At 68.5% G+C, this 22,765-nt stretch carries 19 protein-coding genes; 10 read left to right on the top strand and 9 right to left on the bottom strand.

Annotated elements, in window-relative coordinates; all coding sequences use genetic code 11:
* From dnaA to FHD67_RS06580, 6 genes are all read left to right on the top strand, one after another.
* Positions 1–1,120 (top strand): chromosomal replication initiator protein DnaA (gene dnaA, locus FHD67_RS06555; protein WP_139598239.1); only part of this gene is annotated, 1,120 nt, incomplete at its 5' end.
* An 84-nt stretch (positions 1,121–1,204) separates the two neighbouring features.
* The gene (dnaN, locus tag FHD67_RS06560; RefSeq protein ID WP_046000572.1) at positions 1,205–2,323 is read left to right on the top strand and encodes a DNA polymerase III subunit beta; all 1,119 of its coding nucleotides are present in this window, start codon (positions 1,205–1,207) and stop codon (positions 2,321–2,323) included.
* A complete protein-coding gene (gene recF, locus FHD67_RS06565; RefSeq protein ID WP_139598240.1) occupies positions 2,320–3,396 on the top strand; it encodes a DNA replication/repair protein RecF in 1,077 nt (358 codons plus the stop codon). The genes dnaN and recF overlap by 4 nt, the downstream gene beginning before the upstream one ends.
* Positions 3,393–4,034 carry a LysE family translocator gene (locus tag FHD67_RS06570; protein WP_045982301.1) on the top strand — a complete coding sequence of 214 codons (642 nt, stop codon included), beginning with the start codon at positions 3,393–3,395 and terminating at the stop codon, positions 4,032–4,034. Before recF ends, FHD67_RS06570 begins: the two co-directional genes overlap by 4 nt.
* Positions 4,035–4,127: 93 nt before the next feature.
* Complete coding sequence (gyrB, locus tag FHD67_RS06575) at positions 4,128–6,563, top strand: DNA topoisomerase (ATP-hydrolyzing) subunit B (RefSeq protein ID WP_139598241.1); 2,436 nt, start codon at positions 4,128–4,130, stop codon at positions 6,561–6,563.
* Between the two features lie 173 nt (positions 6,564–6,736).
* A complete protein-coding gene (locus FHD67_RS06580) occupies positions 6,737–7,474 on the top strand; it encodes an outer membrane protein (protein ID WP_176695069.1) in 738 nt (245 codons plus the stop codon).
* Positions 7,475–7,525: 51 nt separating this feature from the next.
* Here the strand turns inward: FHD67_RS06580 and pdeM are convergent, their stop codons facing one another.
* The 7 genes from pdeM to FHD67_RS06615 form a co-directional block, all read right to left on the bottom strand.
* On the bottom strand, positions 7,526–8,182 hold the full coding sequence (gene pdeM / locus FHD67_RS06585) for a ligase-associated DNA damage response endonuclease PdeM (protein ID WP_139598243.1): 657 nt from the start codon (positions 8,180–8,182) through the stop codon (positions 7,526–7,528).
* Positions 8,179–10,554, bottom strand: coding sequence for a ligase-associated DNA damage response DEXH box helicase (locus FHD67_RS06590; protein ID WP_139598244.1), 2,376 nt, complete (start codon positions 10,552–10,554; stop codon positions 8,179–8,181). Before FHD67_RS06590 ends, pdeM begins: the two co-directional genes overlap by 4 nt.
* A complete protein-coding gene (locus FHD67_RS06595) occupies positions 10,551–12,101 on the bottom strand; it encodes a cisplatin damage response ATP-dependent DNA ligase (RefSeq protein WP_046000566.1) in 1,551 nt (516 codons plus the stop codon). The genes FHD67_RS06590 and FHD67_RS06595 overlap by 4 nt, the downstream gene beginning before the upstream one ends.
* Positions 12,098–13,090: a ligase-associated DNA damage response exonuclease gene (locus FHD67_RS06600; RefSeq protein ID WP_139598245.1), complete on the bottom strand. Its 993-nt coding sequence runs from the start codon at positions 13,088–13,090 to the stop codon at positions 12,098–12,100. Before FHD67_RS06600 ends, FHD67_RS06595 begins: the two co-directional genes overlap by 4 nt.
* Before the next feature lie 59 nt (positions 13,091–13,149).
* On the bottom strand, positions 13,150–14,040 hold the full coding sequence (locus FHD67_RS06605; protein WP_046000564.1) for a DMT family transporter: 891 nt from the start codon (positions 14,038–14,040) through the stop codon (positions 13,150–13,152).
* A 124-nt stretch (positions 14,041–14,164) separates the two neighbouring features.
* The gene (locus FHD67_RS06610; RefSeq protein ID WP_042246023.1) at positions 14,165–14,464 is read right to left on the bottom strand and encodes an HU family DNA-binding protein; all 300 of its coding nucleotides are present in this window, start codon (positions 14,462–14,464) and stop codon (positions 14,165–14,167) included.
* A gap of 147 nt (positions 14,465–14,611) precedes the next feature.
* Positions 14,612–16,096 (bottom strand): AMP nucleosidase, encoded by a 1,485-nt coding sequence (locus FHD67_RS06615; RefSeq protein ID WP_139598246.1) that lies wholly within the window; start codon positions 16,094–16,096, stop codon positions 14,612–14,614.
* Positions 16,097–16,190: 94 nt separating this feature from the next.
* On the opposite strand from FHD67_RS06615, the gene FHD67_RS06620 reads away from it, so the two are divergent.
* The 3 genes from FHD67_RS06620 to FHD67_RS06630 are packed head-to-tail and all read left to right on the top strand — an operon-like array spanning position 16,191 to position 19,282.
* Complete coding sequence (locus tag FHD67_RS06620) at positions 16,191–17,042, top strand: SDR family oxidoreductase (protein WP_139598247.1); 852 nt, start codon at positions 16,191–16,193, stop codon at positions 17,040–17,042.
* A 49-nt stretch (positions 17,043–17,091) separates the two neighbouring features.
* Positions 17,092–18,315, top strand: coding sequence for a UbiH/UbiF/VisC/COQ6 family ubiquinone biosynthesis hydroxylase (locus FHD67_RS06625; protein ID WP_139598248.1), 1,224 nt, complete (start codon positions 17,092–17,094; stop codon positions 18,313–18,315).
* Between the two features lie 55 nt (positions 18,316–18,370).
* Positions 18,371–19,282, top strand: coding sequence for a glutaminase (locus tag FHD67_RS06630; protein WP_045982290.1), 912 nt, complete (start codon positions 18,371–18,373; stop codon positions 19,280–19,282).
* A gap of 4 nt (positions 19,283–19,286) precedes the next feature.
* On the opposite strand, the gene FHD67_RS06635 is transcribed toward FHD67_RS06630, so the two are convergent.
* Both FHD67_RS06635 and FHD67_RS06640 read right to left on the bottom strand, forming a co-directional pair.
* Positions 19,287–20,708 carry a UdgX family uracil-DNA binding protein gene (locus FHD67_RS06635; protein ID WP_139598249.1) on the bottom strand — a complete coding sequence of 474 codons (1,422 nt, stop codon included), beginning with the start codon at positions 20,706–20,708 and terminating at the stop codon, positions 19,287–19,289.
* Positions 20,705–21,940, bottom strand: a complete 1,236-nt coding sequence (locus FHD67_RS06640; protein ID WP_045982288.1) for a putative DNA modification/repair radical SAM protein — start codon at positions 21,938–21,940, stop codon at positions 20,705–20,707. Before FHD67_RS06640 ends, FHD67_RS06635 begins: the two co-directional genes overlap by 4 nt.
* 151 nt (positions 21,941–22,091) lie before the next feature.
* Between FHD67_RS06640 and FHD67_RS06645 the strand changes: the two genes are divergently transcribed.
* A complete protein-coding gene (locus FHD67_RS06645; protein WP_045982343.1) occupies positions 22,092–22,682 on the top strand; it encodes a LolA family protein in 591 nt (196 codons plus the stop codon).
* The last annotated feature ends 83 nt before the right edge of the window (positions 22,683–22,765 follow it).

Below are 22,765 nucleotides of genomic sequence, written 5' to 3' on the forward strand. Positions count from 1 at the left end.
CGCGGCGCGCCCCTCGGCCCAGGCCACGGCCCCCGCGGGCCAGCCGGCCGAGGCGCCGACCACCCGCGCCGCCCGCACCGATCTGGGCGCGCCGCTGGACAGCCGCTTCACCTTCGGGAACTTCATCGTCGGCAAGCCGAACGAGCTGGCCCATGCCGCCGCCCGCCGCGTGGCCGAGGGGGGGCCTGTGGGTTTCAACCCGCTTTTCCTCTATGGCGGCGTGGGCTTGGGCAAGACGCACCTGATGCACGCGATCGCGCATGACTATCAGGCGCGCCACCCGTCGGCGCAGGTCCTGTACCTGTCGGCCGAACAGTTCATGTACCGCTTCGTGCAGGCACTGCGCGAAAGCTCGATCATGGACTTCAAGAGCATGTTCCGGAACGTGAACATGCTGATGGTCGACGATGTGCAGTTCATCGCCGGCAAGGACAGCACCCAGGAGGAATTCTTCCACACGTTCAACGCGCTGGTCGACCAGGGCAAGCAGATCGTGATCTCGGCCGACCGCGCGCCCGCCGAGATCAAGGGCCTTGAGGAACGCATCAAGTCGCGCCTGTCCTGCGGCCTGATCGTGGACCTGCACCCGACGACGTATGAGCTGCGCCTGGGCATCCTGCAGTCCAAGACGCAGGCTTTCCGCGCCCAGCAGCCCGACCTGGAAATCGGCGCGGGCGTGCTGGAGTTCCTGGCGCATCGCATCACCACCAACGTCCGCGTCCTGGAAGGCGCGCTGCAGCGCCTGTTCGCGCATGCAAGCCTGCTGCGCCGCGAGATCACGCTGGAGGTGGCGCAGGAATGCCTGGCCGACATCCTGCGGACCAATGACCGCAAGATCAACATCGACGACATCCAGCGCAAGGTGGCCGAGCATTACAACATCCGCCTGGCCGACATGATGGGTCCGAAACGCGCGCGCAACGTCGCCCGGCCCCGCCAGATCGCGATGTACCTGTCCAAGCAACTGACCAGCCGGTCCCTGCCCGAGATCGGCCGCCGCTTCGGCGGGCGCGACCACACCACGATCATGCACGGCGTGCGCAAGATCGAGGAGCTGCTGGTCGAGGACAGCGCCATGGTCGAGGACATCGCCGTGCTGAAGCGGATGCTGGAAGCCTGATCACGAAAATCTTGTGACTGCCCGCGCGGGCGGCTACACATCAGGTCCGGCAGGGGCCGCAGAGCCATGGGACAGGGGAAACTGATGAAATTCTCGATCGAGCGCGCCGTTCTGGTCAAGGCCGTGTCGCAGGCCCAGTCGGTCGTGGAACGCCGCAACACCATCCCGATTCTGGCCAACGTGCTGATCGAGGCCACCCCCGAAGGCGTCAGCTTCCGGGCCACCGACCTGGACACCGAGGTCGTGGACCGCGCCGTGGCCCAGGTCGAACGCCCCGGCGCCACCACCGTCAGCGCCGTGATGCTGAACGAGATCGCGCGCAAGCTGCCCGACGGCGCCCTGGTCCAGCTGGCCAGCGACGACGCCTCGGGGCGGCTGTCGGTCCAGGCCGGGCGGTCGTCCTTCAGCTTGGCGACCCTGCCGCGGGCCGATTTTCCGGTCATGGCCACCAGCGAATACAGCGCGAACTTCAAGGCGCCCGCATCGGTGCTGCGCCGGCTGTTCGACAAGTCGAAATTCGCGATCTCGACCGAGGAGACGCGGTACTATCTGAACGGCGTCTACATGCACGTGGCCCAATCCGAGGACGGCCCCGTCCTGCGCTGTGTGGCGACCGACGGGCACCGCCTGGCCCGGATCGACGCGCCCCTGCCCGCGAACGCGGATGCGATGCCTGGCGTGATCGTGCCCCGCAAGACCGTCGGAGAGCTGCGCAAGCTTCTGGACGACGACGAGGCCGAGATCGCCGTGTCGGTCAGCGAGACCAAGGTCCGCTTTGCCACGCCCACGATCACGCTGACCTCCAAGGTCATCGACGGGACCTTCCCCGATTACAGCCGCGTGATCCCGCAGGGCAACGCCCGCAAGCTGGAGGTGGACGCCGCCGACTTTGCCCGCGCCGTCGACCGCGTGGCGACCGTCAGCAGCGAACGTTCGCGCGCGGTCAAGCTGTCGCTGGACGCGGACCGGCTGGTCCTGTCGGTCAACGCCCCCGATGCCGGCGCCGCCGAGGAGGAGCTGATCGTGGCCTATGCCGACGAGCCGCTGGAGATCGGCTTCAACGCCAAGTACCTGCAGGAGATCGCGGGCCAGGTTGATCGCGACAATGCGGTGTTCCTGTTCAACGGCTCGGGCGACGCCGCCCTGATCCGCGAGGGCAGCGATCTCAGCGCGGTCTATGTCGTCATGCCGATGCGCGTGTGACACTGACGGCGCTGCGGCTGTCCCAGTTCCGGTCCTGGCCGCGGCTGGACCTGTCGCTGGACGCCAGCCCCCTGGCGATCCACGGGCCGAACGGGTCCGGCAAGACGAACATCCTGGAAGCGCTGTCCATGCTGGCGCCGGGCCGCGGACTGCGCGCGGTGGCCGCCCCAGACCAGGCGCGGATGGGCCCCGATGCGGGCTGGCGCCTCCGCGCCACGCTTGGCGATCACGCGGTCGAGACCGCGGCGCCCCCCGGCCAACCCCGCCATGTCATCCTGGACGACAAGCCCGTGACCCAGACCACGCTGGCTCGGCTGGTGCGGGTCATCTGGCTGGTGCCCGCGATGGACCGGTTGTGGTCGGACGCACCCGAAGGGCGGCGGCGGTTCCTGGACCGGGTGACCCTGTCCCTGATGCCCGACCACGCGGACCTGGCGCTGGCCTATGACAAGGCCATGCGCGAACGCAACCGCCTGCTGCGCGATCAGATCGGCGATCCCAGCTGGTACCGCGCATTGGAGACGCAGATGGCCGAGGCCGGCGCGGGCCTGACCCGCAACCGCCAGGCGGCCTTGTCCGCCATCATGGCCGCGCAGGACGGCGGCACGGATTTTCCGGCCGCCCGCCTGACCCTACTGGCCCAGGACGGCTTTGCCGACGATGCCGACCCCGCCAGCATCGCCGCGCGCCTGGCCGCGACGCGCCACCGCGACATGGCCGCCGGGCGGACGCTGACCGGGGCGCATCGGGCCGATCTGGGCGCCAGCTGGGGGCCGCAGGACATGCCCGCCGCCCAATCCTCGACCGGAGAGCAGAAGGCGTTGCTGCTGTCGCTGATCCTGGCTAATGCGCGTGCGCTGTCGGACCAGCCGGTCCTGCTGCTGCTGGACGAGGTCGCGGCGCATCTGGACGCCGACCGGCGCGCGGCGCTTTACGACCGCATCACCGACCTGCCCGCCCAGACCCTGCTGACCGGCACGGGGCCGGAACTGTTCGACGCGTTCGGCCCGCGCGCGCGCAGCTTGGCCGTGACCAAGACCGACGGCGCCTCAGCGGCATGCGAGGACGCATGACGCTGAGCGTGCAGGCGATCTGGCTGTATGCGGGCGCGCTGGCGGCGATCTGGCTGACGCCCGGCCCGGTCTGGGTAGCGATCATGGCGCGGGGCCTGTCGTCCGGTTGGGCGGGGGTCTGGCCGCTGGCACTTGGGGTGGCGATCGGGGACATGATCTGGCCTCTGATCGCCATCTTCGGCCTGACGCTGCTGGTGGGCGATCAGGCGGCCCTGCTGTCGGTCCTGCGCTGGATCGCGGTCGCGGTCTTTCTGGGCATGGGCATCGGGCTGCTGCGCCATGCCGGACAGGCCGTGGACAGCGACAGCCGGCTGACCCGGCGTGGTGGATGGGCGGGCTTCAGCGCGGGCCTGCTGGCCATCGCGGGCAACCCCAAGGCGGCGCTGTTCTATGTCGGCGTGCTGCCCGGTTTTTTCGACGTGGCGCGGCTGACCGGGCGCGATGTTGCGGTGATCGTGGGGATGTCGGGGGCCATTCCGTTCCTGCTGAACCTGGGCATGGGCGCCACGCTGGCCGCGCTGCGCGCCCGTCTGGCGACCCCCGCGGGGCTGCGGCGGATGAACCTGGCATCGGGCTGGCTGCTGATTTTCGTGGGGCTGGTGCTGGGTGCGGGCCAGATCTGGGCAGGCCGGGCATAAAACCCGCCGACGGGGCCGAAAAACCCAGCCAAAGCCGTGACTTTGCCCCTGCGAAGGCCTATATCAAGACATGACGAACAGAAAGCCCGACGCATGACCGACACCGCCGCCCAACCCGCTTTGTACGACGCCGATTCCATCAAGGTTCTCAAGGGTTTGGACGCCGTGCGAAAGCGTCCCGGCATGTATATCGGCGATACCGACGACGGGTCCGGCCTGCACCACATGGTCTATGAGGTCGTGGACAACGGCATCGACGAGGTCCTGGCCGGCCATGCCGACTTCGTGCAGGTCAAGATCCATGCCGACAGCAGCGTCAGCGTGCGCGACAACGGGCGCGGCATCCCGGTCGACATGCATGCCGGAGAAGGCGTCAGCGCGGCCGAGGTTATCATGACCCAGCTGCATGCGGGCGGAAAGTTCGACCAGAACAGCTACAAGGTGTCGGGGGGCCTGCACGGCGTGGGCGTGTCGGTCGTGAACGCCCTGTCCGATTGGCTGGAGCTGCGCATCTGGCGCAACGACAAGGAGCACTTCGTCCGGTTCGAGCGCGGCGACACCGTCAAGTCGCTGGTCGTGGTGGGCGATGCGCCGGGTGAAAGCGGGACCGAGGTGCGCTTCATGGCCTCGGCCAAGACCGTGCATCCGGACGGGACCTTCAGCAACCTGGACTATAGCTTCAAGACTCTGGAGAACCGCCTGCGCGAGTTGGCCTTCCTGAACAGCGGCGTGCGCATCATCCTGGAGGACGAGCGTCATGCCGAGGTCCAGAAGACCGAGCTGTTCTACGAGGGCGGCGTCAAGGAATTCGTGAAATACCTGGACCGGTCCAAGACCGCCGTCATGCCCGAGCCGATCTTCATCACCGGAGAGAAGGGCGGCATCGGCGTCGAGGTCGCGATGTGGTGGAACGACAGCTATCACGAGACCGTCCTGCCCTTCACCAACAACATCCCGCAGCGGGACGGCGGCACGCACATGGCCGGTTTCCGTGGCGCCCTGACCCGCGTGATCGGCAAATATGCGCAGGACAGCGGCATCGCGAAGAAGGAAAAGGTCGACTTCACCGGCGATGACGCGCGCGAAGGCCTGACCTGCGTGCTGTCCGTCAAGGTGCCCGATCCCAAATTCTCCAGCCAGACCAAAGACAAGCTTGTCTCCAGCGAGGTCCGTCCGGCGGTCGAGGGGCTGGTGGGCGAGAAGCTGGCCGAATGGTTCGAGGAGAACCCGACCGAGGCCCGCCAGATCGTCGGCAAGATCATCGAGGCCGCCTTGGCCCGCGAGGCGGCGCGCAAGGCGCGCGAGCTGACGCGGCGCAAGACGGCGATGGACGTGGCATCCCTGCCCGGCAAGCTGGCCGATTGCCAGGAAAAGGACCCGGCGCTGTCCGAACTGTTCATCGTCGAGGGGGATTCGGCCGGCGGTTCGGCAAAACAGGGCCGCTCGCGCCAGAACCAGGCCGTCCTGCCGCTGCGCGGCAAGATCCTGAACGTGGAACGCGCGCGGTTCGACCGGATGCTGGGCAGCGACCAGATCGGCACGCTGATCACCGCGCTTGGCACCGGCATCGGGCGCGACGAGTTCAGCCTGAAGAAGCTGCGCTACCACAAGATCGTCATCATGACGGACGCCGACGTCGACGGCGCGCATATCCGCACGCTGCTGCTGACGTTCTTCTTCCGGCAGATGCCGGAGCTGATCGAGGGCGGGCATCTCTATATCGCGCAGCCCCCGCTCTACAAGGTCGGGCGCGGCCGGTCCGAGGTCTATCTGAAGAATGAGGCCGCGCTGGAGGATTACCTGATCCAGCAGGGCGTCGAAGGGGCATCGCTGCGCCTGGCCTCGGGCGAGGAGATCACCGGCAACGACCTGGCCCGCGTGGTCGAGGAGGCGCGGCTGGCACGCCGCGTCCTGCGCGCCTATCCGACCCACTACCCGCCCCACATCACCGAACAGGCCGCGATCGCCGGGGCGCTGGTGCCGGGCCGCATCGACCAGGACGCCCAGGGCGTGGCTACCGACATCGCCGCCCGCCTGGACCAGATCGCCGAGGAGTACGAGCGCGGCTGGCAGGGACGCCCGACCCAGGATGCCGGCATCCGCCTGTCGCGCACCCTGCGCGGGGTCGAGGAGAACCGCACCCTGGACGGCCAGATGCTGCGCAGCGGCGAGAGCCGCAGGCTGGGCGAGATGACCCAGGCCCTGCAGGACATCTATGCCAAGCCTGCCCGCCTCATCCGCAAGGATCGCGATCAGCCGATTCACGGCCCCTTGGGCCTGCTGCAGGCGGTGTTCCTGGAGGGCGAGAAGGGCCTGTCCCTGCAGCGCTACAAGGGACTGGGAGAGATGAACCCCGAGCAGCTGTGGGAAACCACGCTGGACCCCGTCGCGCGCACCATGCTGCAGGTCCGCGTCGAGGACGTGGCCGAGGCCGAGGACCTGTTCACCAAGCTGATGGGCGACGTCGTCGAACCGCGCCGCGAGTTCATCCAACAGAACGCCCTGAACGTCGAGAATCTGGATACCTGAACGGCCCATGTTGCCCAAAGGTCACTGTCCATGCCCGTCACCGCGTGCAGGGACAGGGGCCAATGCGCGTTTTAATTGATCTTGGGCCGATTCTCTGCGCTGGATTGACCGGATATCATTTGCAGATCGGGCGCAGCCGGTGGGCGTGCCCCAGCTTTTCAGGAGTATCCCCCATGCGCCTCTTTGCTCTCTCCTCCGTCTCGGCCCTGGTCCTGGGGGCAGGCGCTGCCCTTGCCGGGGGCGTGGTGTCGCCCGTCGTCGACGTGGCACCGGTGACGGTGACACCCGTGGCGCCGATCGCCTCGGCATGGGGTGGCGCCTATGTGGGCGGGTCGCTCGGCTATATCTTCGACACCGAGGATCAGGTGGGTTTCTCCGAGGTCATCGACGGCGAGGATGTGGGCCTGATCGGCGGGCTGGGTGATGTCGGCATTTCCGGCGCAACCGCAGGTCTGCAGCTGGGCTATCGCTGGCACCGCGGCAACTGGGTCTTCGGTCCTGAACTGGGCGTCGAGTTCGGCTCGGTCGACGAAAGCATCGACATCGGTGATCCGCTGCTGGGCCGCGTCGAGAGCGAGATGAAGAACATCGCCACCTTGGTCATCAAGACCGGCTATGCGGTCAATCCGCAGACGCTGGTCTATGGCACCCTGGGCGTCGCCCGCGGTGATTTCGATTATACGCTGAGCACGGGCGACTTCTCGCAGACGCGCGGCTTCACCGCGACGGGTGCCGCAGGCGGCTTGGGCGTGGAGCGCATGATCAACCCGCGCACATCGATCTTCGCCGAATACCAGTACCGCGATTTCGGCAACGAGCGGGTGGAATTCTCGGATGGGATCGACACCCTCTCGACCCGCGCCAGCATGACCATGAGCAGCGTCAAGATCGGTGCGAACTTCCGCTTCTGATCAGACCACTCAGGATGACGGGGGCCGGCCGCGATGTGTGCCGGCCCTTTTTCATGCGCGGCGACGCATGCCCACCGGCACCGGCAGGGCGCGCGTGCCGCAGGCGATTGCCAACCCCTGCGGCACCAGCGCGGCCAGCGCCCTGTCCGTGACCTCCAGCCCGCCGGTATAGGCACCGAACGCGGGCAGGATCAGATGGTCGCGGCCGACAAGGAAACACCGCCGCCGCTGACCCGCCAGCCGGATGCAGGGGTGGTAATGGCCCGACACGTCCGGCCCCTGACCGGCCTCGTGGCGCAGGATCAGGCCGTCGTGCAGGTCCGCCGCGGTATCGCCGGGCAGGCGGGGACAGATCGCCCCGGGGTCGTGGTTGCCGCTGACCCAGATCCAGCGCCGGCCCTGGGCCATCGTGCGCAGCCGGTCGCAGACATCGTCGGGCAGCGCGCGCCCCGCCGCGTCGTCGTCGAACCCGTCCCCCAGGCTGACGACCACCGCAGGATCGGTCGCTGCGATCTCCGCCTGAAGGCGGTCCAGCGTCTCCAGCGTCTCATAGGGGGGCAGCAGGGCACCCCCGCGCCGCGCCATGCGTTCGGATTTGCCCAGATGCAGGTCGGCCACGATCAGCCAGCGCCGTTCGGGCCAGAACAGCGCACCGGTGGCCCGCGCCTGCAGCGCCTGACCTTCGAAATCGAAAGGGTGGAACGTCACGAAAGCCCTGCCTCTGCCATCAATGCCGCAGCCTCCGCCTCTGCCATGCGCTCGCGTCCCTGTCCCGCGATGGGCACGCGACCCAGTTCCAGCATCAGCGGCGCGGCCAAGGGCGACACGCGCTCCAGCATGCGGTGGTCCAGGCGGTCGGTGCGGTCCAGCATTTCCTCGATCCGGCCGAAATCCACAAGCCCCCGGCTGGCCTCGGCCGCGGTGATGCGCAGCATCAGGTGGTCCGGGTCGTACTTGCGCAGCGTGTCGTACAGGATGTCGCTGGAGAACGTCGCCTGCCGCCCAGACTTGCGCGCGCCCGGCAGGTTGCGCTGGATCAGCCCGGCGATGGTCGCCACGTTGCGAAAGCTGCGCTTCATCACCGCATTGCTGGCCAGCCAGTCGCCCAGACCCTCTCGCAGACCGTCGCGGTCCAGCAAAGGCGCAGGGTCGGTCACCGGGTCCAGCGACCAGATCAGCAGCGCGTAATCGGTGGCCAGGAACCCCAGGGGGGCCAGCCCCGCCTCCTCCATCAGCCGCGTCATCAGCAGGCCCAGAGTCTGCAGCGCATTGCGCCCGGCAAAGCCATAGACCGCCAGATGCCAGCGGCCCTGATGGGGGAACGCCTCGGTCAGCAGCGTGCCGGGGCGCGGCAGCGTACTGACCCGCGCCTGCAGCGCCAGCCAGTCGCGGGTGTCAGCTGGCAGGCCGGCATGGGCTGCCGGATCGCCAATCAGTGCCAGAACCCGATGGGATAGCTGCGTTGATGTGGCCAGCTTCATGCCCGAGAACGTGGCGATACGGGGCTCCTTAGAGGGCTGTTTCGTGACTTCGACCACCATCTCGCGCAGTGTATCATAGCGGACCGTCTGCCCGCCGATCAGGAAGGTATCGCCCGGTGCCAGGGTCGCGGCAAAGCCTTCCTCGACCTCGCCCAAGGGGGCGCCGCCGCGTCCGCGGAAGCGGACCTTCAGCATCTCGGCCTCGACGATGGTGCCGATGTTCATGCGCAGGTTTCGCGCCGCGCGCGGGTCGCGCAGGCGCCACAGCCCTTCGCGTTCCATCAGCCGCTGCCAGCGGTCATAGGCCCGCAGCGCATAGCCGCCGGTGGCTGCGAACGCGACGCAGTCATCGAAATCGGCGCGGGACAGGTCACGATAGGGCCCGGCAGTGCGGACCTCCGCAAACAGCGCATTGACGTCAAAAGGCCCCGCGCAGGCGGTCAGCAGGATATGCTGGCACAGCACGTCCAGCGGCCCCGGCCCCCGGTCGTCGCCGTCCAGATCGCGCTCGCGCACGGCCTGAAGGGCGGCCACGCATTCGATGACCTCGAAGCGGTTGGCGGGCACGATCCGCGCCCGTGACGGCGCATTGTAGCGGTGGTTCGCCCGCCCGATCCGCTGGACCAGCCGCTTGACATTGCGCGGCGCACCGACCTGGATCACCAGATCGACCGCGCCCCAGTCGATGCCCAGATCCAGGGACCCGGTCGCCACCACGGCGCGCAATTCGCCCGCGGCCATCGCGGCCTCGGTCCGGGCGCGGGCCTCGCGCGACAAGCTGCCGTGATGCAGGCCAATGGGCAGGTTCGCGTCATTCGCAGCCCAGAGCGCCTGAAAGAACAGCTCGGCCTGGGCGCGGGTGTTGATGAAGATGATCGTGGTCGTGGCCTGCGCCACGGCGGCCAGCACGTCGGGCACGGCGTAATGCCCGCCCGCGCCCGCCCAGGGCGGGGCCTTGGCGGTGGGCAGCATGGCGATGTCGGGGTCGGGGCCGGGGTCGGCGTGGATCACGGTTGCGCCGCCCATGAAGCGGGCCAGCCGCGACGGGTCCTCGACCGTGGCGGAGAGGCCCGTGACCTGCAGGTCGGGCGCCAGCGCGCGCAGCCGCGACAAAGCCAGCATCAGCTGATCGCCACGCTTGTTCTCGGCCAAGGCATGCAGCTCGTCCAGCACCACCCGGCGCAGGCCCCCAAAGATCGCGGGCGCCTGCTCATAGGACAGCATCAAAGCCAGCGATTCCGGCGTGGTCAGCATGATGTCGGGCGGGTCCATGCGCTGGCGGGCGCGCTGGCTGGCGCGGGTGTCGCCGGTGCGGTCCTCGATGCGGATGTCCAGGCCCAGATCGGCGACCGGGCGCGACAGGTTGCGCGCGATATCCGCCGTCAGCGCCTTCAAGGGCGAGACATAGAGCGTGTGCATCCCCTTATGCGGCGCGGTCAGTTCGACCAGTGACGGCAGGAACCCCGCCAGCGTCTTGCCGCCCCCAGTCGGCGCGATCAGCAGGCTGTCCTCCCCAGCCTTCAGCAGGGCCAGCTGATGCGGATGCGGCTGCCAGCCCTGCCGGGCGAACCAGTCCTGGAACGCGGGGGGCAGCGTCACGGGATCATGTCCTTCAGCGTCTGCAGCCGGTCGGCCTCGGCGGCGGGCTTGTCCCATCGGATGCGGCTGATGCGGGGAAAGCGCATCGCGACCCCGGATTTGTGGCGCGGAGAGGCGTTCAACCCCTCGAACGCGACCTCCAGCACCAGCTTGGGCGCGACGGAGCGCACGGGGCCGAACCGTTCGGTGGTGTTGTTTCGGACGAACCGGTCCAGCTCGCGCAGCTCCTCATCGGTGAAGCCGAAATAGGCCTTGCCCACGGGCACCAGCGTCTCGCCGTCCCACAGGCCGAAGGTGAAATCGCTGTAGAAGCCCGACCGCTTGCCATGCCCGCGCTGCGCATAGAGCATCACCGCATCCACCATCATCGGGTCGCGTTTCCACTTGAACCAGGGCCCGCGCGGGCGGCCGCCGACGTAAGGGCTGTCGCGGCGCTTGATCATCACGCCTTCGATCACGATGCTGGGCGGGTCGGCGCGCAGGGCCGCCAGATCGTCCCAGGTCCGGAAGGGCAGCAGCGGCGACAGGTCGATCCGGTCGCTGCCGAAATCGGCGTCCTCCAGCACCGCGCGCCGCTCCTGATGCGGCAGGTCGCGCAGGTCGCGCCCCTGCCAGATCATCGCGTCATAGACCCGAAGGCCCGCCGGATGGCTGTCCAGCATCGCGCGGCCAACGACCTTGCGGCCCAACCGCTTCTGCAGATCGCCGAAGGGCGCCACGTCGGCGCCGCGCCGCACCAGCAGCTCGCCATCCAGCGCACCGTCGAAGTTCAGCGCCTCCAGCAGGTCGGGAAAGGCCGCGCCGACATCCTCTCCGGTCCGGGAATAGAGGCGCCGGGTGCCGTCGTCGTTGATCGCCTGAACGCGGATGCCGTCCCATTTCCATTCCGCGATGTAATCGCCGGGATCGAAGGCGCGCAGCTGATCCAGATCGACCGGCGTGGAGAGCATAACCGGCCGGAAGGGCGCGCGGGCCGCATGTTCGGGGCGCGCCCCCCCCGCGATCCAGTCGAACAGGGGCTGATAGGGGGGCGTCAGGCCGTGCCAGATCTCCTCGATGTCCTTGACCTCGGGGGGGCCCATCTCGGCCAGGGCCATGCGCGCCATGCGGGCCGAAAGGCCCACGCGCATGTTTCCCGTGGCGAGCTTCAGAAAGGCCAGCCGCTGCGACGGGCCAAGCCGGTCCAGCATCGCGGTGATCGCCGCAGGCAGGCCCGCGCGGCCCGTATCGCGCAGGAGCGCCACGGCATCCCGCAGGGGCACGTCCTGATCCTGGTCGGTATCCCACAGCAGCGCGATGGTCTCGGCCAGATCGCCCACGAAATCATAGGACATCGCGAACAGCTGTTCGTCCACCCGCCCCGCCATCAGCCCGCGCAACAGGCCCGGCGTCACCGCCCTGAGCTTCAGATCGCCGGTCAGCGCGGCCAGCGCATAGCCGCGGTCGGGGTCGGGCGTGGCCTCTAGGTAATGGCGCAGCAGGCGCAGCTTGGCGTTGCGCGCGGCGGTGAAGGCCAGCCGTTCCAGCAGATGGGCAAAAGCCTTCATTCCGGCTCATCCTCGTATCCGATCAGGCGCAGGGGGCGGGACGCGATGCCCTGCAGCTCGCACCAGCGCATCAGCCCGTCCTCGGTCCCGTGGGTGATCCAGACCTCCTGGGGGGCCAGCTCAAGAATGGTCTGTGTGACCTGCGGCCAGTCGACATGGTCGCTGATGACCAGGGGCAGCTCCACCCCCCGCTGCCGCGCCCGCGCCCGCACCGTCATCCAGCCCGAGGCAAAGCCGATCACCGGGTCGCGGAACCGTTGGACCCAGGCACTGGCAAAGGCCGAAGGCGGCGCGATGACCAGCTGGGCATCGACCTGTTTCGCGGTGGCGGGGACCAGCGGGCCAAGGTCGATCCCTTGTTTTACGTGAAAATCACACAGCCGCTGCAGCGCGCCGTGGATGGCGATGGGACCGTCGATCCCGGCCTGTCGGGCCAGCGCGATGACACGCTGCGCCTTGCCCAGGGCATAGGCGCCGATCAGGTGCTGGCGTTCGGGAAACTCGGCCATGCTGGCGATCAGCTTGGTCATCTCGGTCAGCGGGTCGGGATGGCGGAAGACCGGCAGGCCGAAGGTCGCCTCGGTCACGAAGATGTCGCAGGGCACCGGCTCATAGGGGGCGCAGACCGGGTTCGGGGCGCGGCAGTAGTCGCCGGACACGACGATCTTGGGGCCGCGGTCGGGCATCACGGCGATCTGAGCCGAGCCCAGGATATGGCCCGCGGGGTGAAAGCTGACCTGCACGTCGCCAATGCGAGCCACCCCTTCCGCGGCCTGGCGGGTGCCGGTGAAATCCTCGCCATAGCGGATCGCCATGATGTCCAGCGTCTGCTGCGTGGCCATGACGGCCCCATGACCTGCACGGGCGTGGTCGCCATGCCCGTGCGTGATCAGCGCGCGGGGCACCGGGCGGACCGGGTCGATGTAGAAATCGCCGGGCGGGCAATAGAGCCCGGCCTCGGTCGGGTGCAGGATCTGGTCGGGACGCATGGCACCATCATCGCAGGGGTTGGCGCGGGTTCAACGCCGCCGACGGCCGCAGGGGTCCGTCAGCTGGGCGGCGGCCGCTTGACCGGGGGCGCCTTGGACAGCTGCACCGCCAGGATGCCTGCCATGATGACCGCGACGCCGATCACGTCGCCCGCGCCCAGATCCTCGCCCAGGAACAGGGCGGCGGTGGCCACGCCGAAGAAGGGTGTCAGAAAATGGAACGTCGCCGCGCGCACCGCGCCGATGCGCCCAACCAGCATGAACCACACCCAGGTCGCGACCAGCCCCGGCACGATCACCGTATAGAGGAACGCCACGACCAGGCGCGGGGTATAGGTGACGTCCCAGGTCTCGAACCAGGGCGCGATCAGGCCCAGGGTCACGGCGCCGACCAGCATCTGCAGGCCCACGATCATCATCACGTTGCCGCCCGAACTGGCGCCCCGCACCGTCAGGGTCGCCACCGCCAGCGCCAGCGCCGCGACGAAGCACATGACGATGCCGGTCAGGTCGCTGCCGCCCTGCAGGCGCGCGCCCATGATGATCGCCACGCCCACGACGCCCAGGATCAGGCCGCCCACGCCCATCGGGCGCAGGCGCTCGCCCATCAGGCTCCAGCCCAGGGCGGCCACCATCAGCGGCATGGTCGCGGCGATGATCGAGGCCAAGCCCGCCTCGATCCATTGCATCGCGGTCCAGTTCAGGCCCAGGTACAGCGCGTTCTGGCACAGCCCCAGGATCAGCACGGCGCGCCACTGCGCCCGCGTCAGGGTGCGCCAGGTCTGCCCCATGGCCAGCGCGATCATCACGCCCACCACGCCCGACAGCGCAAAGCGCAGGGCCAGCGCCATCAGCGGCGGCGCCTCGGTCACGATCATCCGGGTCGAGGTGAAGGCCGAGGCCCACATCACCGCGAAGGCCAGACCCATCAGCAACGCGCGAAGATCCATGGACCAGGCCTTTCTTGCAGGTGATGCAAAACGGCTAGCAGAGCACCGCCGCGGGGTGAAGACATAAAGAAAAGGGGCCGTGCCCGATGGCACGACCCCGATCCGTCATCGCAGCATCTGCGGATCAGCTGTTGACGCTGTCCTTCAGGGCCTTGGCGATGGTGACCTTGACCTGCTTGTCGGCCGGCTTGGTCATCATTTCCTGGGTCTGCGGGTTGCGGACCTGACGCTCGGGACGGGCGCGGCAGGCGATCTTGCCGATGCCCGGCAGGGTCACCGCGCCGCCGCCGGCGACTTCGCGGGTCACGATCGCCACGATCGCGTCCAGAGCGGCCGAAGCGGATTTCTTGTCCGAGCCCATTTCTTCGGCGATCGTCGCCACCAGTTGGGTCTTGGTCATCGGTTTTGCAGCAGCCGTAGCCATGGTCCGTCTCCTCTTGCCCTGTTGCACCGGGCCCACAAATTGCGCCTTTTGCGGCATATCGCCTGCTACACACGGTTTTGACGGGCAGATCAAGCCTTTTTCGCCCCGCGCGCGAAAACCCGCGTTTGCTGGTGTTTTGCCGCCGCGCTACAGGAACGCCGTCTCGCTGAAGGACCGCAGCTTGCGCGAATGGATGCGCTCCAGCGGCATGTCGCGCAGCTTCTCCATCGCGCGGATGCCGATCAGCAGATGGTTGGCGACCTGCGTGCGATAGAAGTCCGTCGCCATGCCCGGCAGCTTCAGCTCTCCGTGCAGCGGCTTGTCGCTGACGCAGAGCAGCGTGCCGTAGGGAACGCGGAACCGGAACCCGTTCGCGGCGATCGTGGCGCTTTCCATGTCCAGCGCGACCGCGCGCGACAGCGACAGGCGGTGGACCGGGCCGGACTGGTCGCGCAGCTCCCAGTTGCGGTTGTCGATGGTGGCGACGGTGCCCGTGCGCATGATGCGCTTCAACTCGTACCCGTCCAGTTGGGTGACCTCGGCCACGGCCTCCTGCAGGGCGACCTGGACCTCGGCCAGGGCCGGGATCGGCACCCAGACGGGCAGGTCGTCGTCCAGCACGTGATCCTCGCGCAGATAGGCGTGGGCCAGGACGAAATCGCCCAGGGACTGGCTGTTCCTCAGCCCCGCGCAATGGCCCACCATCAGCCAGACATGCGGGCGTAGCACCGCGATGTGGTCGGTCGCGGTCTTGGCGTTGGACGGGCCGACGCCGATATTGACCAGCGTGATCCCCTGCCCGTTCGCGCGTTTCAGGTGATAGGTCGGCATCTGCGGCAGCTTGGACAGCGGCACGATCGTGTCATGGCCGTCGGTGATCTGCTGGTTTCCGGGGGCGACGAAGGCGGTATAGCCGCTGTCCGGGTCCGACAGGACGTGGCGGGCAAAGGCCTCGAACTCGTCGACATAGAACTGATAGTTGGTGAACAGGACGAAGTTCTGGAAATGCTCGGGCGCGGTCGCCGTGTAATGCGCCAGGCGCGCCAGCGAATAATCCACGCGCTGCGCAGTGAACGCCGCCAGGTGCTGGCTGCCATCGGGCATGGCGCCGGCCACGCCGTTCACGATGTCGTCGTTCATGGTGTTGAGGTCCGGCACGTCAAAGACGTCGCGCAGGCTGAAATCCAGAACGCCCTCCTGCGGGACGGCCAGGTCGCTCTGGGCGGCGACCGCGAAATGGACAGGCATAGGCGTGTCCGACAGGCCGATGGTCACGGGTACCCCGTGATTCTTGATCAGCAGGCCCAGCTGCTCGGTCAGGTAATGCTGGAACAGGTCCGGGCGCGTCACCGTGGCCGCATAGACGCCGGGCGCGACCACATGGCCGAAGGACAGGCGGCTGTCGATCTTGCCATGCGTCGGGACAATCAGCCGCACCTCGGGGTAGAAGGCGCGATAGCGCGCGACGGGGGACGTGCCTTCCAGGATGGCGGTGAAATGGCCCAGCAGAAAGCCGGTCGCCTGGTCGTACAGCGCACGCAGATGGGCCACGGCCGCGGCCGCGTCGGTAAAGTCGCGGGGCGCCGCGGCGTCGGGGGTCTGGACCGGCAGAAAGCGGGCGTCTGTCGTCATCGGATCTGTCCTTCTTGCTGCGCCGACCCTGCCAGCGCGGCAGGCGGCAGGCAAGCGTCTGGCGCAGCCACGCGCGCGCCGTTACGGTGCCGTCATGAAGATGCTCGTTTTCGGTCACGGCTACAGCGCCGGCTTCCTGACACCCCTGTTGACCGCCCGCGGCTGGCAGGTCACCGGCACCACCCGCGACGACCCTGACCGCGTCGCGGCCGCAGGCGCCGTGCCCCTGCTGTGGCCGGGGTCCGAGGATGCGCTGCGCACGGCCATCGCCCAGGCCGACGCGATCCTGGTCAGCACCGCGCCCGGACCGGACGGCGACCCTGTTCTGGCCGCGTTCCGCGACGACTTGGCTCGCGCCCGGCTCCGGTGGCTAGGCTATCTGTCGACCACTGGCGTCTATGGCGACCGCGACGGGGGCTGGGTCGACGAGGATTCGGTCCTGGACGGGTCGGGGCCGCGCGGTCAGGCCCGCATTACCGCCGAAGCCGCGTGGCAGGACCTGGCCCGCGCCCATGACCTGCCGCTGCACATCTTTCGGCTGGCGGGGATCTATGGTCCCGGTCGCGGTCCGTTCCAGAAGGTCCGCGACGGCACCGCGCGGCGCATCATCAAGCCCGGCCAGGTCTTCTCGCGCATCCATGTCGAGGATATCGCCCAGGTCCTGCTGGCCTCGATCGACGCGCCCGACCCGATCGGCATCTACAACGTCTGCGACGACGATCCGGCCCCGCCTCAGGACGTGATCGCCCATGCGGCGACCCTGCTGGGCCTGCCCTTGCCGCCCGCGGTGCCCTTCGATCAGGCCGACATGACCCCGATGGCGCGGTCCTTCTATGGCGACAGCAAGCGGGTCCGGAACGACCGGATCAAGCGCGACCTGGGCGTGACGCTGCACTATCCCGATTACCAGACCGGGCTGGCCGCCCTGCTGGCCCAGGGCGCGTGAGGCCGCGCGCCGCATTGCCTTTGCCCACGGCCCGTGCAAGCTGCGGGCCATGACACAGGATTTCGACATCGTGGTGGCCGGGGGCGGGCTGAACGGCCCGACCCTGGCGCTGGCGCTGGCCCAGGCCGGGCTGCGCGTGGCCGTGGTCGATCCGCGCCCCGCGCGCGCGCGGTCGGGGGCGGGCTTCGACGGGCGGGCCTATTCGCTGGCCATCGCCTCGGTCCGGGTGCTGAAGGCGCTTGGCCTGTGGGACCGGCTGGCCCCCGACGCCCAGCCGATCCACCAGATCAAGGCGTCCCAAGGCCGGCCCGGAGAGGGCGCGGGCCATTTCTTCCTGCATTTCGACAGCGCCGAACTGGGCGAAGGCCCGGTGGGCCACATGCTGGAGGACCGCTTCCTGCACGCCGCCCTGACCGATGCGATGGAGGGCACTGTCACCACCCTGCCCGGCCTGTCCGTCACCGGCCACGAAGCCGGCCCGGCGGGCGTCACTGCGATCCTGTCTGACGGGCAGCGGCTGACGGCCCGGCTGCTGGTCGGTGCGGACGGGCGCGGGTCGGGCGTGGCCACGCGCGCGGGCATCCGGCGCCAGGGCTGGGATTACGGCCAGACCGCGCTGGTCGCGGCCATCGACCATGCCCTGCCCCATCAAGGCATCGCGCATCAGTATTTCATGGCCACCGGGCCGCTGGCGATCCTGCCCCTGCCCGGCAACCGCAGCAACATCGTCTGGTCGGAAACCACCGCGAACGCCGCGGCCATCGCCGCCCTGGACGACGCCGCCTTCCTGGCCGTCCTGCGGCCGCGCTTTGGCGATTTCCTGGGCGATCTGTCGCTGGCGGGGCCGCGCTTCAGCTATCCGCTGTCGCTGTCCCTGGCCGAACGCTATGCCGCCGACCGCGTGGCGCTGGTAGGGGACGCGGCGCATGGGGTCCATCCCATCGCGGGCCAGGGCCTGAACCTGGGCCTGCGCGACGTGGCCGCCCTGGCCGAGGTGCTGGTCGATGCCGCCCGACGGGGCGAGGATATCGGCAGCACGCTGGTGCTGGAGCGGTATCAGGCGTGGCGCAGACCGGATGCAACGACGCTGGCACTGGGCATGGACGGGGTGAACCGACTGTTCGCGACAGACAATCCGGCCGTGGCCGGGCTGCGCGGCGCGGGCATGGGCGTGGTCGATGCACTGCCGGGACTGCGGCGCGGCTTCATGCGGCAGGCGGCGGGGCTGTCCGTGTCGCCGATGCCGCGGATGCTGGCGGGTCAGGCGCTTTAACCTTCCCCGGGCGGCGGTTTCGCGCCATAGGCTCTGCGCAGCATCGGGGGACGCCATGACGCTTGAACGCTTTCTGCAGGACCTGGACCGCGACATCCGCAAGGCCGCCGATTGGGGCAAGGTCGCCGACTACATCCCCGAACTGGCCGGTGTCGCCCCCGATCAGTTCGGCATCGCCGTGGCCCTGGCCGACGGGCAGGTGCTGACCGCCGGGCAGGCGGATCGGGGATTTTCCATACAGTCGGTCAGCAAGGTGTTCGCGCTGGCCTGCGTGCTGGGCCGCATCGGCGAACAGTTGTGGCTGCGCGTGGGGCGCGAGCCGTCGGGCGACCGGTTCGATTCGATCCTGCTCTTGGAACAGGAGAAGGGCCGGCCCCGGAACCCGTTCATCAACGCGGGCGCCATCGTGGTCACCGACCAGCTGCTGACCGGACGCAGCCCCCAGCAGACCCTGGCCGAGATCCTGGGCTTCGTGCGCGCGGCGGCCGAGGATGACGACATCCACATCGACAAGGCCGTCGCCCGGTCCGAGGCGCGGACCGGCTATCGTAACGCGGCCCTGGCGCATTACCTGCGCAGCTTTGGCAATCTGCGCAATCCGCCGGACCATGTCATCGGCACCTATGTCCACCAATGCGCGATCGAGATGTCCTGCATCCAGCTGGCCCGCGCGGGCCGGGTGATCGCCGGGCTGGACTGCGCGCCGCCCCTTCTGGCCCCGGTGAAACAGCGGCGTATCAATGCGCTGATGATGACCTGCGGGCAATATGACGGGTCGGGCAATTTCGCCTTCCGCGTGGGCATGCCCGCCAAATCCGGCGTGGGGGGTGGGCTGCTGGTCATCGCGCCGGGCAAGGCGTCGATCGCGATCTGGTCGCCGGGGCTGGACGGATGGGGCAATTCGCAGATGGGCACACTGGCCGCCGAACGGCTGGCCGAATTCACCGGCTGGTCGGTCTTCGGCTGACGCCTCAGGCCACCATCTGCACGGCCTGCGCCAGATCGGCGCGCAGTTCGGCCAAGGCCGCGGGGGCGCGGTCGGGCGGCAGGCGCAGGATCAGGCTGGGATGCCAGGTGATCAGGACGGGGCCGCCGTCGCGCGCCGGTTCGACCAGACCGCGGCGCGGCGTCAGCGGCTTGCGATTGCCGGTCAGCGCGAAGGCCGCCGTCGCCCCCAGGGCCACGGTCAGGCGCGGCGCGACCATGCGGCGTTCCAGGTCCAGCCACCAGCGGCACTGATCGACATGGTCGCGGTCGGGCGTCTGGTGCAGGCGGCGCTTGCCGCGCGGGGTGAAACGGAAATGCTTGACCGCATTGGTCATCCACGCACGGTCGTGGGCCAGCCCGGCCTCGGCCATGGTGCGGTGCAACAGTTGGCCCGCGGGGCCGACGAAGGGCAGGCCCGCCAGATCCTCCTGATCGCCCGGCGCCTCGCCCACCAGCATCAGGCGGGCGGCAGGATCGCCCTGCCCCCAGACGGTCTGGGTGGCCGCATGACACAGCTCGCACCGGGTGCAGCGGGCGGCCTGGGACGCGGCCTGCTCCAGCGTGTCGGGGATGCTGTCGTCGGGCTGCTGGCGCAGGCGGGCGGTGATCTTGGGCGCAAAGGCCGGCGCATCGGTCGCCCCCGCGTCGCGCATGGCCTGAACACGGCGTGGCGCATCGGCCAGCATGTCGGGGATCAGCCGGGTTTCGGGCAGGTTCTTCCAGTACTTCTTGGGCATCTCGGACCGCATTGCATTGGTCTTGATGCGCGCGGGGTTGAAGATGTTGGCGAAATAGGTCTGCCACAGGTCATGGCTGGCATCGTCGGGCAGATCGGGGCGCGGGGCCGGGTCGTCATAGACGATGGTGCCGCCGTCGAACCGGGCGGTGCCTTCGGGCGTGGCGATCAGCCAGTCCATGTCGGCGAACCGCTTGGCAAAGAACGGCGTCCCGGCCTCCAGGATGGGGTGTTCGGGTTCGAACCACGCACCGAAGGCCCGGCGCGGCCCGTCCGAGGGCAGTTCGTGAAACCGGACAAAGGCGTGCATCTTGTGGATGTCGCGGCGCACCGATTTCGCCGTGCGCGACAGGCGGTCCATCATTGGATCGGCGGGATTGGACAGAAAGCGTCGGTCGCCCTGCGCCCGCATCAATGCTCCGTACAGCAGCGACCAGCGTTCCGGGTCCGAATGGCTGGCGACCTGACGGGCCAGCTGCAGGAACTCCTGCGTGGCGATCACCGGATGATCGCCCGGCGGCGGGGCCGGGTCGGCGCCGAACAGGTCGGGAGGCGTGTCGGGGTCGGCCCAGGTCACGTCCTCCATCGGGACGCGTGCGCTGGCCAGATCGCGGGCGGTCTGACGCCAGGCGTCAAAGCGTCCGAACCGCGGCAGCGGGACCCGGATCATCCGAACAGGGACAGCTGTTCAGGCGGCGGCGCAAAGCGCGCCCGCAGGCCGGCGCTGTCGGTCAGTGCGCCCGGCGTCCAGTCGGGCAGCGTGACGAAGGGCTGGGCCTTGGACATGATCGCGCCCATGCGCAGCAGGTCCGCGTATCGTAGCACGCCGTTCCGACGCGCGGTCAGGATGCGGCCCACGGTCTTGGTGCCGAAGCCCGGCACGCGCAGCAGCATCTCGCGCGGGGCGCGGGCGACATCGACGGGGAACTGCGCCCGGTTGGCCAGCGCCCAGGCCAGCTTGGGGTCGATCGCCAGGTCCAGGTTGCCGGACGGATGCGCCGACCCGATCTCTGTCGCGTCAAAGCCGTAAAAGCGCATCAGCCAGTCGGCCTGATACAGGCGATGTTCGCGCATCAGGGGCGGCTTGATCAGCGGCAGCATGGCGGACGCGTCGGGGATCGGGCTGAAGGCCGAGTAATAGACACGCTTCAGCTGATACCCCGAATAGAGATTGGCCGACGTGTTCAGGATGTCGACGTCGGTGGCCTGATCCGCGCCGACGATCATCTGCGTGGACTGCCCGGCGGGGGCGAAGCGCGGAGGGCGCTTGCCGGTATGGCTGCGGTCCTTGGCGGCCTCGCGGCCAAGGCGCACGTCGGCCATGGTGGCGCGGATCGTCTCGGGGCGCTTTTCTGGGGCAAGGTGGCGCAGGCTGGCATCCTGGGGCAGTTCGACATTCACCGACAGGCGGTCCGCGAACAGCCCCGCCTGCGCCACCAGGTCGGGCGAGGCATCGGGGATCGTCTTGAGGTGGATGTATCCCTTGAACCCGTGTTCGATCCGCAGCATCCGCGCGATGCGGACCATGTCGCCCATCGTCTGGTCCGGGCTGCGGATGATGCCCGACGACAGGAACAGCCCCTCGATCATGTTGCGGCGATAGAATTCCAGCGTCAGCCGGACCACCTCCTCCGGAGAGAACCGGGCGCGTTCGACATTGCTGCTGACGCGGTTGATGCAATAGGCGCAATCATAGATGCAGAAATTCGTCATGAGGATCTTCAGCAGGCTGATGCAGCGCCCGTCCGGCGTATAGGCATGACAGATCCCCGTGCCCCCGGCCGAGCCGATGCCCCCCGACCGCGAATCGCGTCGCGTCGTTCCGCTGGACGCACAGGAGGCGTCGTATTTCGCGGCGTCCGACAGGATCGCCAGCTTGTCCTGCAAGGTGCGCTGTGCCATGCCGGGAAAGATATGTTCCCCATGCGTTCTTCGCAAGGCGTCGGGCATGAAACAAATGATGGGGAACCGTCACGGACGCGCGATGGTTGGCTGCGCGTTCATCCGCCAGACGTGATGTGCATCGCAACAGCGAAAGGATATGATCGGGACCATGAACATACGCACCCTCGCCCTTGCGCCCGCCCTTCTTGTCGCCATGGCCTTTCCGGCCTTGGCCGAACGCATCCCGCTGTCCGAGATCTCGCGCTATCTCAACAGCCTGACCACGGTCACGTCCGAGTTCACGCAGATCAACCCGGATGGCACGGTATCGACGGGGACCGTCTATATCCAGCGTCCCGGCCGGGTGCGGTTCGAATACGACAACGACCCGACGCTGGTTCTGGCATCCGGCGGCAACGTGGCGATCTTCGACGGCAAGTCGAACGGCGGCCCGCAGCAGTATCCCCTGTCCCAGACGCCGCTGTCGATCATCCTGGACGCCAACGTGAACCTGGGCCGCCAGGGCATGGTCACCGGACACAGCGAACAGAACAACGGCACCGTCGTCACCGCGCAGGATCCGCAGCGGCCGCAGAACGGTACCATCCAGATGGTGTTCACCGCGCCGACCGAGCTGCGCCAGTGGGTCGTGACAGACGATACCGGCCAGAAGACGACCGTGATCCTAGGAGAGATGTCTAAGGGCGGAACGATCCCCGCCTCGCGCTTCTCGATCCAGTCCGAGGTTCAGCGCCGCTGACCGGCGGCGATTGCATCCTGACAATTGCGTGATTGACGCGCCCCCATGCCGGGGGCAACGCTGCGGTTGACCCCATCCAAGGC

It is taken from the genome of Paracoccus haeundaensis (assembly GCF_006239215.1).
GTDB classification, from domain to species: domain Bacteria; phylum Pseudomonadota; class Alphaproteobacteria; order Rhodobacterales; family Rhodobacteraceae; genus Paracoccus; species Paracoccus marcusii.